This window comes from Roseibium sp. RP-7, assembly GCF_053005225.1.
The window spans coordinates 762190-776310 of record NZ_JBRKQA010000002.1; the positions used below are offsets into that span (position 1 = coordinate 762190).

Consider the following 14121-nt stretch of genomic DNA (forward strand, 5'->3'; position numbering starts at 1 on the left):
GGTTTCGAGTTGTCATTCTCCCCTCCCTTGGCCATCTCTCCATTCGCCATCCATCCATTGGACAGCCCTCAATTGGTCAGCCCCCGAATGGCCCCCAATGGTCACCCCTCCGTTCGTCATCCCGGACGCAGCGCAGCGAAGATCCGGGACCGGGGAGCCGAGGGTCAGCGAAATGGGCACCCGAAAAACAAAAGAAGCCTGTGCCTCCCCGATCCCGGGTCTCGCGCTGCTCGCCCGGGATGACATTCGGGGAACTTCTCCCTCGTCATCCTGGCCAAGCGGAGCGAGAGCCGGGATCCACTCATTCCCAGAGCCCTGCGGACGACTGACAAATTCGAGAATAAATCCGGTGGCAGCGCGATTGCACTGTCGGGCCGGTTATCGGTCCCGCAACCAGTCCAGGGACACTTGCGTCCCGTCTGCCTCGACCAGATCAAGACGGCTGGAGAGGATCAGCGACAGGGCGCCCAGGTCGTTGGTCTTCCAGAGATAGATCGTATGGCGCGTCGGCTCGAAGCGGGCACAGGCCGTCGCGCCGACATCGGCAACATAGCGCGGCGGACCATCTCGCCGGATATCAAAGCCCTTGGCGCCGCTGGCATCGTCCGGATTGGTCAGGCAGACCGTCACCAGCCGCGCGGAAATCGTATCATCGGCATCTGCGGCTTCCTCCAGTGGAGCCGGTTCCTGAGCACGCCTTGCGGCGGACTTTTCGATGGCAGAGTTCAAGCCTTGAGCGTCCGCACCAGTGGCTTCCCGTTTTTGCGAATTTTGCTTCGGTGCTGCAGCCGGCGCAACCCGTTCCCTCTGGGGGACAGTCCGGTCGATGGCCCGATCTAACTCCGGACTCATGCGGTCGGTCCAGGATGGGGCGTCGGAGGGTGCAGGTGCATGCGCCGGTGGTCGTGGCCGTGGCTGCGCTGGCGGCGGAGGGGCAATCTCGGCAGCAGCCCCCTCGCTGTCCATCAGCCGGTGCTCGGGCGCACGCATCTCGGCAGGTTCTACCGGTTCCGGAGCGGCTGACGGGGCGGCCTCCAGCGGAACCGGCGGTGCGGGCACCTCGCCTTTCTGAAAGCGGATCAGGTCGTTGCTGCCGCTTTCCAGGAATGTCGGCTCCGGCAAGCTGCTGGCCAGAACCGCGACAGTTGCGCAAGACATCAGCAAGCCTCCGATGAAAAGGCTTTTGGCAGATCTGCGTTGATGCTGATTTCTGACCGGCATGGGGCTCGTCGATATGTCTTTCAATTGGCGGGCTCAAGGTAACGGGTATTCACCCATCCGGACACCGCGCCCGAACGGATTTCACACCAGCTTCCCTCACAGCTCTCGAAAAGTTCCACATTACAGGTTCCCGCCGCAAGAGCGCCGGTAACGGCATGCCGTGTTCCGGGGCCCTGCCGTACATTCAGAACATCGTCCTGCGCAATGCTGACGCACATCAACCGGCCATCAACGGCGCCGGAAGACCGGAACATGGCAGGTGGTGCTGCGGATGCGGTGCAGATCCCCCCGACATTCACACCACGTGCGCACAAGGGTTTGACCTTCATCTGCAGAAGCTCCCATTCGCCCGTCGCCGTGTGAACAACGGTGCCCCTGTAATGCTCACCTGAAAGGCTGTCATCAAGATATCCCGTCATGACGATATCGACACTGTAGCCGCTGTCGGCCTTGCGCACCTTCAGGTCGAGCGCAGCATTGCCTTCGTCACTCTCCGGATGGCCTTGCAGAAACGGCATCAGCACATCCATGAAATTGGCGGCGACCGCCGTGCCGGGAGCAACACGGATCTCGCGAAAACCGTCATCCTGCGCCTGGACCGAGCCCGTGATCAGCATGCTGGCAACGGGTATCGCGGCAAGCGAGGTGGCTGAAAGTCTGAAACAGGGGCGCATAGCACAATCCTTTTACGGGTCACTTGCAGCAGTAACGCATGGCGGCTGACTGCCGGCCATGGGGCCGATCCCCCATTCCGGCCAGAACACAGGCAGTCTCCGGTCAAAGTTCCCGCGATGGATCAATCATGCCTTCCTTCAGCGCCTTGGCCATCAGCTGCGGCACCGAATGCACGTTCAGCTTCTGCATCAGGCTGGTGCGGTGCTTGTCGACGGTCTTGACGCTGATGCCAAGTCCTTCGGCAATTTCCTTGTTGGACCGCCCCGCGAGGATCAGGTTCAGCGTTTGCCGTTCCCGGTCCGTCAGAACCGGTGGCGCGGGCGTCTCTTCCAGGATCTTCAGGAACACATCCGAAATATGCCGCTGTCCGCGCAGGATACCTGGTAGTTTCTGGTAGAACTCGGCATTGTCCGACGCCTTCGAGAACAGGCCATCGACCCCGGCCTCGATGAGATCCGATATCAGCCCGACAGCGGAAATGCCTGTCAGCACGACCACCCTCGTTTCCTTCGACCAGCGCCTTGCCTCGATCAGCACTTCCACGCCGCCTGCCATCGGCATGGAGACATCCAGCAACAGGAGGTCTGGCCGCTGCTTGCGCACTTCGGCTATCGCGCTGAGACCGTCGCCGGCTTCCGCCAGCACGTTGATCCCCTCCGGTTCGATCAGGCCCGGCTTTTCCAGAGCGTCGCGCAAGCCCGAGCGAACGATTGCGTGATCATCTGCAATGATGGCACTATATCTTTGATCTTTCACGGCTCTCGATCCAGCAGCTGCAGTCCTTCTATCTGACATGCCTTTGGGGAAATGACCAGAATTCTGCACCTGTGGGCCCTTCTGTTTTTCAGCCTTCTCGTGACCGGCATCGCCCGGGCAGAAACTGTGCGCCTCGAGCCCGGCCAGGGGATTGGCGACCTGAAGCCGCATCTGGTCTATGAGAGCGATCCGTCAGCGTCTCTTGCCGACATTTTGAACCGCTTCCGCTCCGGCAAATTCTCTCCGACCCTCAAGGCCTCTCTGCTGGAAACGAACTATGCGCCGGAAGCCTGGGCCGCTGTCGAGATCGTCAACGCAACACTGAACGATGGCCGTGCGCCGGATCCTTTCGTGCTGACGATCGACCTGCCGCTGGTCAGCGAACTGGATGCCTATGTCATCCGCGAAAGCGGCTTTACCGAAAGCCTGATCAGTTATTCGATTTTCGAACCCTTCGCACCGGAAGACCATTCGGTCACGAGGTTGCGCACACCCGTCTTCGACATCGCGCCGCAAGAGCGGGTCACCCTCCTGGTCAATTTCAAGTTCGGGCCTTTCCAGTCCTTCAAGATGGCGCTGGAAACACCGGTGGAGCTTGAAGCCTCAGCCTTTGCGTCCGGCATCACCCATACGGCGTTCTACGCCTTCACGATCTCCTGCCTGATTTTCTTCTTCGGCTTTCATCTGGCCATGAAAAACTGGATCGGCATGCTCTATGCCGTCCAGTTCGGGCTCGGGCTTGCTTTCATCGCTTATATTGACGGCCTCTGGTTCCGGTTCTTCTTTCCCGACAGGCCTGAACTCCAGTCTCCGACAGGCTTCTTCCTGCTCTTCTCCCTATCCGGCCTCGGCTTCGTCATTTCCGGCCGCTCTGTCGCCACCGCGGGCCGCGAGACAAGACTTTCCATCGGCCTGACAGCCCTGTCCGCCCTATCGATCGCCGGTTTCGGGTTGTCTTTCTTTTCGCCCGGCACCTATGTCGCGTTTTTCGGCTATGTGCTGCTGGCGCTGATGTTCATTTCCGTTTTCATGGCAGGCCGCAGCTGGCGACGCAGCGAAGGCGCGGCACATGTCAGCTCGGAACTGGTTTCAGCCTTTGGCACCGTGCTGGTCGTTGGGCTGATTGCCTTGATGGTCGTTGGCCTCGAGACTGAAATCCTGCCAGTTGCGAGCACGGTCAAGGGTATTTTCTCCTGCCTGCTGGTTGCCACCATGACCGGTTTGACCGCCCATATCGTTGCCTTGCGCCACAAACACGCAAATGCCGTTCAGGCCGAAATCGCTGCCCTTGAAGCGGAAGCAAAGCGCAGTCGGGAGCTGCTCGTGGCGGAGCGCAATTACACGCGTGCCCGCGATCTGGCCAGCCTGCGTCAGCGGCAACTGGCGACCGCTTCCCATGATCTGAAACAGCCGATCACTTCACTGAGGCTCAGCTTCGACCATCTTGCCGACCATATGGAACCGCCGGTTCGCCAACGTCTTGCAGAGGCATTCGACTACATGGAGGCCCTGTCGAATTCCTACCTGGCGGAAACGGCACCGCGGAACGATGGCACAGAGACAGCTGAAGGCTCCGACCCTACCGGCGAAGAAGACCACGCCAAGAAAGACATCGCCATCACCCGCGCAGAACCGGCGGAAACCGAAAGCTACGAACTTTCGCTTGTTCTCGACACGGTCCAGCAGATGTTTGGCGAGGAAGCGATCTCAAAAGGCCTGAAGTTGCGACGGGTTACATCAACCCGCAAGACCGCCGTGCCGCCCATGGTCCTGATGCGCATCGCCAGCAATCTGGTCTCCAACGCGGTCAAATACACCGAAAAAGGCCAGGTCCTGATTGGCGTCCGTAACCGTGGACAGGCCCTGGAGCTTTGTGTACTCGATACGGGACCAGGCCTGACCGAGATAGAACAGCAAACCTTCCTGAAGGCCTACAAGAAAGGCAGCACGTCCAGCGGACATGGCCTTGGTCTTTCGGTCTGTCACGACCTTGCGCGTGAACACGGGCTTGCGTTCACCTGCCAGTCTGTAAAAGGCAGGGGAACGCAATTCAGGCTGTCCTTGCCGGCCTCAAGCTGAGCAAAGCCCGCAGGGTCTCACGTCAGGCGGTCGCCCCGCGCGTGCCTGTTTCGTGGATTTCGATCAGGCTTGGTCCGGACAGGTCTGAAAACCGCTTCAGAGCGGCCCCGAGCTCCGAGACGTCATCAAGACGCACGGACGGCAAACCATAGGCGTCGGCGATCTTGCCAAAATCGGGTGCTGATGGCGTCACGCCTTCCGGTTCAATCCCGCAATCCAGCATGTAGGTGCGGATTTCGCCATAACCGTCGTTGTTCCAGACCAGGAAAATCACCTTGGCTCCGCAATCCCTGGCTGAGCCAATTTCGGCAAGCGAGAACTGAAGCCCGCCATCACCCACAAGGCAGATCACAGGCGTTTCAGGTTCGCCGATGCTGGCACCGATCGCGGCCGGAGGGCCATACCCAAGTGCACCGAACCCTGTTGCCGCGTTGAACCAGCCATGCGGCCGGCCTGCTTCAAAGGACAAGTTGCCGGAATAGATGGCCTGCGTGCTGTCGCCGACGATGATGCAGCCGGGCAGCGTTTCGCGGATCGTCTCCAGAACGCCGATTTCCGCCTGCATCTTGGGGCTCAACCAGGTTGAAACCGCCTCTCGGCAAGCCTTGGCCCGTTCAGCACCGTCCGCCGCCGTACCGGGACCTTCAAGCAGCGGCAGAAGGTCGTCCAGCAACTGGTCGACACTGGAGAGAACCGGCAGCGCAGCCTCAGGCCCCCGGGCAAGCTGGTCTGCATCGATGTCCACCCGCACCAGATCGGCAAGCTCCGGAAAGCCGCCATCGGCATACATGTCGTAATCCGTCTGTCCCATCTGCGTACCGAGCGCAATCACCAGATCGGAGGCTGCAAGCAGGTCGCGGACGGCGGCAAGGCTTGGGCTGGCCGGAACGGAGAGCGGATGTCCCGCAAACATGCCCCGCGCGTTGACGGTGGTGATCAGCGGCGCATCAATTCGCTCCGCCAGCAAACGGATCTTGTCTGCGGCAGCAACAGAACCGCCACCGCACAGGACTGCCGGGCGCTGGGCCTTGCGACATTTTTCGGCAAGCTCCAGCACCTGTGCCTGAGCCGCCCGCGGGCCGCAGGCCTTTGAGGGGCGCAGGTCGCCAACGGCAATCTTTTCCACCATCACATCGGTTGGAATTTCGATATGGACCGGCCCCGGACGCCGCGACTGCAGGATCGCGAAGGCACGGTCCATGACAGCCGGAAGGTCCGAGGGCTCCAGCAACGTGTGTGTCATCAGCGCAAGCGGCGCCATCATGGCGCGCTGGTCCGGCAACTCGTGCAGCTTGCCCCTGCCATGGCCAAGGCTTGCACGTGCATTGACGCCCGAGATCACCAGCATCGGCACGGAATCCTGATAGGCCTGCGCCATCGCGGTGATCGTATTGGTCAGGCCCGGGCCGGTGATCACCAGCGCGACACCGGGTTTCCCGGTCACGCGGGCATATCCGTCCGCCATGAACCCGGCCCCCTGTTCGTGGCGCGGGGTGATGTGGCGGATTTCGGAGGCAGCCAGCCCCCGATAAAGCTCGACCGTGTGCACGCCGGGAATGCCGAAGACGGCTTCCACGCCATTGGCTTCAAGAATATCGATCAGGGCCTCACCGACCGTTTTGGTCACTACGCCCATTTGCGGCTCTCCTCGTCGTCGAGACTGTCCGCAAAGGCCGCGATGCGGTCTGTTGCTTCGGAAAGCGTTTCATCGGCTACCGTCAACGACAACCGGATGAAATTCGTCGCCTGATCGCCGAAGGAGGCCCCAGGCATCACCGCGACCTGCTTTTCCTCCAGCAGCCTTTCGGCAAAGGTGGCGCCATCCAGTCCCGTTGCACTGACATCCACCAGCAGGAACATGCCGGCTTCCGGCATCATGGGCTTAAGGGCGCCGTGTCCGGACAGATGCCCGATGATGAGCTTCGCCCGCCGCAGATAACTCTCCCGCATGCGCTCGGCAGTGTCGAAATTCCCGGCAATCGCCATGGCTGTCATGTCCGCGATGAACGGCTGTCCGCCAAAAAGCATGGTTTCGGACACCGCCAGCAATCGCGTGCAGAATTCTTCCGGACCGATTGCCCAACCGGACCGGAAGCCGGGGGCGGCGTGAGATTTGGAGATAGAGGACACCACGATGGTCCGGTCCGCCAGCGCCGGCTGGTCGAAGGGGGAAGCGAAACTTCCCTTAAAGATCAGCTTTTCATACACCTCGTCGCAGACGATCCAGAGGTCGTGCTTGATGCAAACCTCACCGATGGCGGCAATTTCCTCAGCCGTCAGCGTCGCCCCGGTCGGATTGTGCGGCGTATTGAGCAGGAGCACCCGGCTGTCCGGAGTGACTGCCTTCTCAAGATCTTCCGCCTGAAGGTGAAAACCCTTTTCAGGGCGGAGCGGCACCTGCACCATGTGCGCACCGGTCGCGGCAATAACGCCTTCGTAGGTGGCATAGAGGGGATCACCTGCCAGAACGGCGTCGCCGGCCTCCACAAGGCCCAGCATCACCGCAAAAAGGGCAGTCTGCGTGCCTGGGAAACACAGGACGTTCTGCTCGTTCACGTCAGGCCGGCGCTTGCGATATTTTTCCGTCAATGCAGCAACGATACCCGGCTCGCCCCGACCGTTGGAATAACGGATACGGCCGGCCCTCATCGCCCGGTTGGCTTCCTCGAACAAGGCTTCGTCGGGCAGGATGTCCGGCTCGCCGATCGTCAGCTCGATAACGGGAACGCCCGCAGCCGCCATTTCGCGCGCCTTGATGTGGACAGTCCATTTTCCCGAGCCCAGGTGGGCAAGGCGGTCGGTGATCGACGCATAACGCATAGTCGGTCTCTCAGTTTGAGTGTGGTTTGGCGGCAAGGCTTATTCCGCCAAGCAATGCCTCGACGGACCGGATGGCAACGCCCGGAAGGGGCGTTTCGGAAAAGAGGTGACCCACCAGCGTGCCTTCGATCCACAGACCGTCGATCACGCCGTTGATCGCAATTGCCAGCTCCCGGCACCGCTTTGCATCGGGTGGCTCACCAGATTCGGCCAGCACCTCGGCGACGAGGGTTTCCAGCACAGACCGAAACGCGAGATAGCTCTCAAGGTGAATTTCGGCAAAGGCCGGATCGACGCGCACATGACTGATGAACGCAGCCCAGAGCGACAACGTCCGTGGGTTGGCAACCGGCGGCGTCAGGTTGGCCACGATGAAATCGTGCAGTCGTGCCCTGGGGCTCTGCTGATCACCATCGGCAGCCGCCGCCACAGTGGATGTCATTCCGGTCATGACTTCCCGATAGGCATCCTGCAGCATCTGGTCCTTGCTGGAAAAATAATGGCGGATCAGGCCGGGAGTGACACCGGCACGTGCTGCGATTTCACGAACGGTTGCACCGCGCAGACCAAATTCGGAAATGCAATCCAGCGTCGCCCGGATGAGATCCTGACGCCGCTCGGCCTCACTTGCGCGATGGAACGGACGACGGCTCATGACAGGCTCCGGACCGGCAGAATCCCGCGCACTGACGGGTTCGCAGGCGAAGTCAGGCACCATGCTGCAGCCATCGCTTTCGCCTCCCGCGCCATTCTTGTGTCCTCCGCCATGATCTCCGGTCGCCTGACGCACCGGCATCGATTTTTTCGTTATTATACGGTTGAATAATTACGAGACAAGTGCAAAGCTGACAACACTTACCGGGCGGAGAGCTGACGCCGCACCGGCAAAAAAGACGAGGTCAGCGGGGAACAGAAACAACAGTGCACCGGCTCAGGCCGGGCAATGGCGGTAGGATGGAACCAGCGGCGCCAGCCATCGAGGTATGCGACCTCTTTAAACGTTTCGGAGCTCTTGAGGTGCTCAAGGGTGTCTCGCTCACGGCCCGGCAGGGCGACGTGATTGCGATCATCGGCGGATCGGGCTCCGGCAAATCAACCTTTCTGCGCTGCATCAACATGCTTGAGATGCCCAGCGCCGGGTCGGTCACCATCCATGGTGAGACAATCGACCTGAAAAACGACGGCCACCATGGCCTGCGCCCTGCCAACCGCAGGCAGATCGAGCGCATTCGCAGCCAGCTTGCGATGGTTTTCCAGAGCTTCAATCTGTGGCAGCATATGACAGTGCTTCAAAATGTGATTGAAGTGCCTATCCACGTTCTGGGCATGAAACGCGACGAGGCCGTCGGCATCGCCGAAACCTTGCTGCGCCGTGTCGGACTGCACGAGAAGCAGGATGCCTATCCGGCCTTCCTGTCCGGTGGTCAGCAGCAGCGTGCAGCCATCGCCCGTGCTCTTGCCGTCCAGCCGCTCGCCATGTTGTTCGACGAGCCGACATCCGCTCTCGATCCGGAACTGGTCGGAGAGGTCCTCGGCGTCATCGGCGATCTGGCCCGTGAACAGCGGACAATGATCCTGGTTACCCACGAGATGAAATTCGCGCGGGAAGTCGCCAGTCACGTCATCTTTCTGCACAACGGCATCATTGAGGAACAGGGCCCGCCGGACCAGGTGTTCGGTGACCCGAAATCGGAGCGGCTGAAGAAATTCATCAGCTCGATCAACTAGACCCTCCCGCAGACGTTTCGCGGGGAGGTCCTGCCGGAAGGTCCGGCACGAGAAGTCTAAAAAACAGGGGAACAGCATGAAACATATTCTGAAGACAGCATTCGCAGCCGCCGCACTGGCCACCACCGCGTTCACCGGCGCCATGGCTGAGGAAGTAAAGGTCGGCGTCGCAGCCGAGCCCTACCCGCCGTTCACCTCTCCCGATTCCAGCGGCAAGTGGATCGGTTGGGAAATCGAATTCATGGACGCGATCTGCGCGGAAGCCAAACTCGACTGCGTCGTCACGCCAGTTGCCTGGGACGGCATCATCCCGGCCCTGACATCCGGCAAGATCGACATGATCATCGGCTCCATGTCCATCACCGAAGAGCGCCTGAAGGCCATCGATTTCTCTGACAAGTATTACAACACTCCGACCGGCATCATCGGTGCCAAGGGTGACGATTTCGACGCGACTCCGGAAGGCCTGTCCGGCAAGATCATCGGCGTTCAGGTTTCGACCATTCATGCCGACTATGCCGAAAAGTACTTCGGCGAAGGCGCTGCCGAGATCAAGCAGTACCAGACCCAGGATGAAGCCAACCAGGATCTCGCCGCTGGCCGCCTCGACGCCGTCCAGGCGGACGCCATCGCGCTCGACGCCTTCCTGAAGTCCGATGCTGGTGCCTGCTGCGAACTGAAGGGCAACGTCCAGGACGATCCGGCGATCCTCGGTGCCGGCGTTGGCGTCGGCCTGCGCAAGGGCGACACGGAACTGAAGGACAAGGTCAACGCCGCAATCAAGGCGATCCGCGAGAACGGGACCTATGAAACGTTCTCCAAGAACTGGTTCGACTTCGACATCTACGGCGGCTAAGCGGCCGGATCACCCTTAGGAAACCGTCCCGCGCCCTCGGGCGCGGGCGGACACTTTCAAAGCAAGGTTGACCGCTGCCGATGGCTGCCCCTTCCGGATTTCTCAATCTCGATCTGCTCGCCCTGTCGCCACCGGGCTGGGGCGGAGTTCTACTCGCCGGCTTCGCAGCCTCGCTGCAGCTCGCCGTCGGCGGTTTTGGCCTGGGTCTGCTGATCGGTATCGGCGGCGCCTTCGGAAAGCTTTACGGTGGCCCGATCCTGCGCGACCTGCTTGAGGTCTACACCACCGTCATCCGAGCCGTTCCCGAGCTTGTCCTCATCCTGTTGCTTTATTACGCCGGAACAGACGCGGTGAATTCGCTGCTGATGCTGGTCGGTCTGCCAAGGGTCGACATCAGCGGCCTTGCCGCCGGCATCTTCGTCATCGGCGTCGTCCAGGGCGCTTACTCGACCGAAGTCCTGCGTGGTGCCATCAAGGCAGTACCGCCCGGACAGATAGAGGCAGCCCGTGCCTACGGCATGTCGCCCTTCAAGACACTGCGCCGCATCACCTTGCCGGCCATGTTGCCCTATGCCATTCCGGGTCTTTCAAATCTCTGGCTCATCGCCACCAAGGATACTGCCCTTCTGGCCGTGGTCGGCTTCTCGGAACTGACGCTTGTGACCCGCCAGGCAGCCGGCAGCACCAAGGCCTACATGCTGTTCTATTGCGCCGCCGGCGTGATGTATCTCACGCTGACGCTGGTTTCGAACCGCGTCATCGCCCATATCGAAAAACGCGCAAGGCGCGGCATTGCGGGGCCTGTGTGAGATGAGCGAAACCAAGATCACAATGCCCGCCTATGTTCCGCCGCCGCCACGCCGGCTGCTGGAACCGCACAGGATCTTCCTGCTTGCCGTCTTCGCAGGCATCGTCTTCTGCGCGATCTGGTTCCTGAGGTGGGACTGGTTGCCGAAATACCAATGGAAGCTCCTCCACGGCATCTGGGAAACATTGTTTCTGCTGTTTTCGACGGCAGCCGTCGGCTTTCTCCTTGCCATAGGCCTGGGCCTTGTCCAGGTCACCGGACCAAGACCGCTCGCCTGGCTGGCCCGTGGTTTCTGCACATTGATCCGCGGCACACCGCTGCTTCTGCAACTCTGGCTGCTCTACTACGGCCTCGGCTCGGTGTTCGCGCAGTATCCGGAAATCCGGCAGTCGATGTTCTGGCCCTATCTGCGCCAGGCCTGGCCGTATGGCTTCACGGCCTTGATGCTGTCATTTGCCGCCTATGAGGGGGAAGTGATGCGCGGAGCGTTTGCCGGTGTGCCAAGGGGCGAACTGGAAGCCGCGCGTGCCTTTGGCATGGGCCGCTTCACCATGTTCCGCCGCATCTGGCTACCGCGCGCCATCTACCGTGCCTTGCCGACCTTGAGCGGCGAAACCGTGCTGCAGCTGAAATCGACACCGCTTGTCGCGACCATCACGGTGGTCGATGTCTATGCGATCATTTCAAGAGTTCGGCAGGATACATATCTCACATATGAGCCTCTGCTGCTGCTTGCACTGATCTATATGTGTCTCACCGGGATTCTGGTATTGCTGTTCCGCTTCCTGGAAAACCGTATCCCCAGCCGTGGTGCGTAAATGACCGTTCAGTCGTCCAACTTTCTTCCCGAAATCGTCGCCACAAGGCGCCATCTGCATACGATTCCCGAGATCGGCCTGTCGGAATTCAAGACCTCGGACTACGTCGCCAGTGAACTGGCTGCGATGGGCTACGAGGTTACGCGTGGCCTGGCAAAAACCGGCATTGTCGCAACCCTGCGCAATGGTACGTCTTCGAAAAGCATCGGCATTCGTGCGGATTTCGACGCCCTGCCGATCCTGGAGGAAACCGGGGCGGACTATGCCAGCACCCATCCCGGCGTCATGCACGCCTGCGGCCATGACGGCCACACGGCCATGCTGCTCGGCGCCGCGAAAATCCTCTCGGAACGCAGGCAGTTCGACGGAACGGTGCACCTGATCTTCCAGCCGGCGGAAGAAAACTTCGGCGGCGCAAGGCTGATGATGGACGACGGGCTGTTCGAGCGGTTCCCCTGCGATGCCGTATTCGGCCTTCACAATGACCCGAGCCTGCCCTTCGGCCAATTCGCCTTCCGGGACGGCCCGATGATGGCAGCTGCCGACGAGTGCAAGATTACCGTTGTCGGCCACGGAGGCCATGGTGCAGAACCGCAGGCGGCATCCGACCCGATCGTGTGCGGCGCCAGCATCATCATGGCACTGCAGACCATCGCCGCGCGCAACATCCACCCGCTGCAGTCTGCCGTGATCACGGTCGGTGCCTTCAACAGCGGTATCGCCAGCAACGTGATCCCCGAGCGGGCGGAAATGAGCCTGACCGTTCGAGCTTTGGAACCGGATGTGCGCGACGAGCTGGAACGGCGTATCCGCATGATTGCCGAAGGACAGGCTGCCAGCTACGGCATGCGGGCCGAGGTCGATTATGAGCGCGGTTATCCGCCGATGATCAACCACACGGCCGAGACCGGCTACCTGCGTGACCTTGCCAGGCGCTTTGCGGGCGAGGAAAAAGTCACAGACCTCACCCGTCCGTTCATGGGCAGCGAGGACTTTGCCTATTTCCTGGAAGAACGGCCCGGCTGCTACTTCATGCTCGGCACTGCCAGAACCGATCGCGACCCGCCCCTGCATCACCCCAAGTACGACTTCAATGACGACATCCTGCCTATCGGCACGAGTTTTTGGGTGGAGCTGGCGGAAGATTTCCTGTCGAGCAAGTAACGCACCGGAAATCACCACAATTTGAACCAGCCTGCAAACGGAGCGTCTGGTGCAATTTCACCGGCCATAAGCCTTCATATTGCAACGGGACGACATTTCCCGAATAGTGGGCAGGCCACCTGGTCTGCCCTATCCTGTTGTTTTGCGACAGGAAACCCTTCTCGACCGGAGCATTACGCTTCACCTGCGAAATTCAATCGCACACACGTCTGGTCACCACCGCTTCAAAGCTCTCACAGCAGACTCATGGGACGGCAAGCCCGATCGCCGGGCAGGCGGTGGCGCGAATTTTTGCTTCACTAAACCTCTGCACTTGATAGGATGTAGTGAGCCGCCGACAATGCAAATTTTATCAATTATCTGATGAAAGTGTCATAGAACGCTAAGTCAGTTTAAAAAATTCGGTGAAGTATGGCAGAGATTACCAAGCGTAAGATGCTCGGTTTCCTATCATTTATTGCGTCTATTTTGGTGGCCTGGCTAACAGGCGCGACAAGTTCGGCCAAGGCCAGCACCCAGGTCCTGAACGATCCTGTCAAGAATACGTCCTGGCAGCTTTCGAACGCACAGCAGATTTTTTCAAGGAGCACGATGCTGCCCTTTGATGAGTCATTTGACCCGTCAGCCGCAGGCAGCAAGCTGGAAAATCCAAACGGCAAGCCGATCACCATCGCCGCTTACGAAAGCGAATCCCCAAGCGTCAAGGCAGGCTCCGGCAAGGAAGCGGTCAGACCGTTTTTCTTCATTCCGAAAGGCGACGGAGAACCGACAACCGTAGCCCGGGAACGAGCCATTCTCGAGCGATTCCTGAACAACCGTGTTCGGGTCAACAACGCCTGTGAACGCTGCAAGCAGAAGGTATTGCGCGGTATCGAACCCGTTCGATGCATTACCGAAGTCCTGCAGGATCTGGAAAATCGGCTGGCGCGGGAAGCGGAAAACGGAAGCGCCGTTGCACAGTCGGCCCTGCCGATTGTTCGCGAAATGGTCGTCAAAGTCGAGCAGGCCGAAAGTGGCGAAGCAGCTCTTGAAGCGGTTCGCGAAGGCATCAGCAAGGTTCAGCGTATTCAGATCGTCCGGTCCCAGGACACTGTGATCACGAACCTGCAGCAGCAACAGCGAGCTGTCCTGACCGAGACCATCGCGGCGGTCGAAGTCAATCTGGCGTCCATGATTTCAATTTGATCGGAATGCGG

The 14121-nt window shown here is 60.3% G+C and carries 13 protein-coding genes; 7 read left to right on the plus strand and 6 right to left on the minus strand.

From position 1 onward, the window contains the following. Positions 1–378 precede the first annotated feature (378 nt). The 3 genes from ACVDG9_RS18225 to ACVDG9_RS18235 form a co-directional block, all read right to left on the minus strand. Complete coding sequence (locus tag ACVDG9_RS18225) at positions 379–1158, minus strand: hypothetical protein (RefSeq protein ID WP_447238631.1); 780 nt, start codon at positions 1156–1158, stop codon at positions 379–381. Positions 1159–1241: 83 nt separating this feature from the next. Next, the gene (locus ACVDG9_RS18230; protein WP_447238632.1) at positions 1242–1895 is read right to left on the minus strand and encodes an SH3 domain-containing protein; all 654 of its coding nucleotides are present in this window, start codon (positions 1893–1895) and stop codon (positions 1242–1244) included. A 103-nt stretch (positions 1896–1998) separates the two neighbouring features. Next, positions 1999–2652 carry a response regulator gene (locus tag ACVDG9_RS18235; protein WP_077292299.1) on the minus strand — a complete coding sequence of 218 codons (654 nt, stop codon included), beginning with the start codon at positions 2650–2652 and terminating at the stop codon, positions 1999–2001. 51 nt (positions 2653–2703) lie between these two features. Between ACVDG9_RS18235 and ACVDG9_RS18240 the strand changes: the two genes are divergently transcribed. Next, on the plus strand, positions 2704–4731 hold the full coding sequence (locus ACVDG9_RS18240) for a sensor histidine kinase (protein WP_447238633.1): 2028 nt from the start codon (positions 2704–2706) through the stop codon (positions 4729–4731). 22 nt (positions 4732–4753) lie between these two features. Here the strand turns inward: ACVDG9_RS18240 and ACVDG9_RS18245 are convergent, their stop codons facing one another. The 3 genes from ACVDG9_RS18245 to ACVDG9_RS18255 are packed head-to-tail and all read right to left on the minus strand — an operon-like array spanning position 4754 to position 8206. Next, positions 4754–6367: a 5-guanidino-2-oxopentanoate decarboxylase gene (locus ACVDG9_RS18245; RefSeq protein ID WP_447238634.1), complete on the minus strand. Its 1614-nt coding sequence runs from the start codon at positions 6365–6367 to the stop codon at positions 4754–4756. Then, on the minus strand, positions 6358–7551 hold the full coding sequence (locus tag ACVDG9_RS18250; protein ID WP_447238635.1) for a pyridoxal phosphate-dependent aminotransferase: 1194 nt from the start codon (positions 7549–7551) through the stop codon (positions 6358–6360). Before ACVDG9_RS18250 ends, ACVDG9_RS18245 begins: the two co-directional genes overlap by 10 nt. A 10-nt stretch (positions 7552–7561) precedes the next feature. Beyond that, positions 7562–8206, minus strand: a complete 645-nt coding sequence (locus tag ACVDG9_RS18255) for a TetR family transcriptional regulator C-terminal domain-containing protein (protein ID WP_062491469.1) — start codon at positions 8204–8206, stop codon at positions 7562–7564. 299 nt (positions 8207–8505) lie between these two features. Here ACVDG9_RS18255 and ACVDG9_RS18260 point away from each other — a divergent pair, with 299 nt between their 5' ends. The 6 genes from ACVDG9_RS18260 to ACVDG9_RS18285 all read left to right on the plus strand — a co-directional run bounded on the left by ACVDG9_RS18260 (position 8506) and on the right by ACVDG9_RS18285 (position 14110). After that, positions 8506–9279, plus strand: a complete 774-nt coding sequence (locus ACVDG9_RS18260; RefSeq protein ID WP_031269084.1) for an ABC transporter ATP-binding protein — start codon at positions 8506–8508, stop codon at positions 9277–9279. A 76-nt stretch (positions 9280–9355) separates the two neighbouring features. Next, positions 9356–10135 carry a transporter substrate-binding domain-containing protein gene (locus tag ACVDG9_RS18265; protein WP_447238636.1) on the plus strand — a complete coding sequence of 260 codons (780 nt, stop codon included), beginning with the start codon at positions 9356–9358 and terminating at the stop codon, positions 10133–10135. 80 nt (positions 10136–10215) lie between these two features. Next, a complete protein-coding gene (locus ACVDG9_RS18270) occupies positions 10216–10944 on the plus strand; it encodes an ABC transporter permease (RefSeq protein ID WP_023000374.1) in 729 nt (242 codons plus the stop codon). A gap of 1 nt (position 10945) precedes the next feature. After that, entirely contained in the window at positions 10946–11761 is an 816-nt protein-coding gene (locus ACVDG9_RS18275; RefSeq protein WP_062487980.1) for an ABC transporter permease, read from the plus strand. Then, positions 11762–12925 carry a M20 aminoacylase family protein gene (locus ACVDG9_RS18280; protein WP_206906950.1) on the plus strand — a complete coding sequence of 388 codons (1164 nt, stop codon included), beginning with the start codon at positions 11762–11764 and terminating at the stop codon, positions 12923–12925. Between the two features lie 591 nt (positions 12926–13516). Continuing rightward, positions 13517–14110, plus strand: a complete 594-nt coding sequence (locus ACVDG9_RS18285; protein ID WP_139314270.1) for a hypothetical protein — start codon at positions 13517–13519, stop codon at positions 14108–14110. Positions 14111–14121 lie beyond the last annotated feature (11 nt).

Bases quoted from the DNA above. Each gene is read 5' to 3' on its own strand.
- ACVDG9_RS18250 (WP_447238635.1), bottom strand. From the start codon at position 7,551: ATGCGTTATGCGTCGATCACCGACCGCCTTGCCCACCTGGGCTCGGGA.
- ACVDG9_RS18230 (WP_447238632.1), bottom strand. From the start codon at position 1,895: ATGCGCCCCTGTTTCAGACTTTCAGCCACCTCGCTTGCCGCGATACCC.
- ACVDG9_RS18225 (WP_447238631.1), bottom strand. From the start codon at position 1,158: ATGTCTTGCGCAACTGTCGCGGTTCTGGCCAGCAGCTTGCCGGAGCCG.
- ACVDG9_RS18270 (WP_023000374.1), top strand. From the start codon at position 10,216: ATGGCTGCCCCTTCCGGATTTCTCAATCTCGATCTGCTCGCCCTGTCG.
- ACVDG9_RS18275 (WP_062487980.1), top strand. From the start codon at position 10,946: ATGAGCGAAACCAAGATCACAATGCCCGCCTATGTTCCGCCGCCGCCA.
- ACVDG9_RS18260 (WP_031269084.1), top strand. From the start codon at position 8,506: ATGGAACCAGCGGCGCCAGCCATCGAGGTATGCGACCTCTTTAAACGT.
- ACVDG9_RS18285 (WP_139314270.1), top strand. From the start codon at position 13,517: ATGCTGCCCTTTGATGAGTCATTTGACCCGTCAGCCGCAGGCAGCAAG.
- ACVDG9_RS18265 (WP_447238636.1), top strand. From the start codon at position 9,356: ATGAAACATATTCTGAAGACAGCATTCGCAGCCGCCGCACTGGCCACC.
- ACVDG9_RS18245 (WP_447238634.1), bottom strand. From the start codon at position 6,367: ATGGGCGTAGTGACCAAAACGGTCGGTGAGGCCCTGATCGATATTCTT.
- ACVDG9_RS18255 (WP_062491469.1), bottom strand. From the start codon at position 8,206: ATGAGCCGTCGTCCGTTCCATCGCGCAAGTGAGGCCGAGCGGCGTCAG.
- ACVDG9_RS18240 (WP_447238633.1), top strand. From the start codon at position 2,704: ATGACCAGAATTCTGCACCTGTGGGCCCTTCTGTTTTTCAGCCTTCTC.
- ACVDG9_RS18280 (WP_206906950.1), top strand. From the start codon at position 11,762: ATGACCGTTCAGTCGTCCAACTTTCTTCCCGAAATCGTCGCCACAAGG.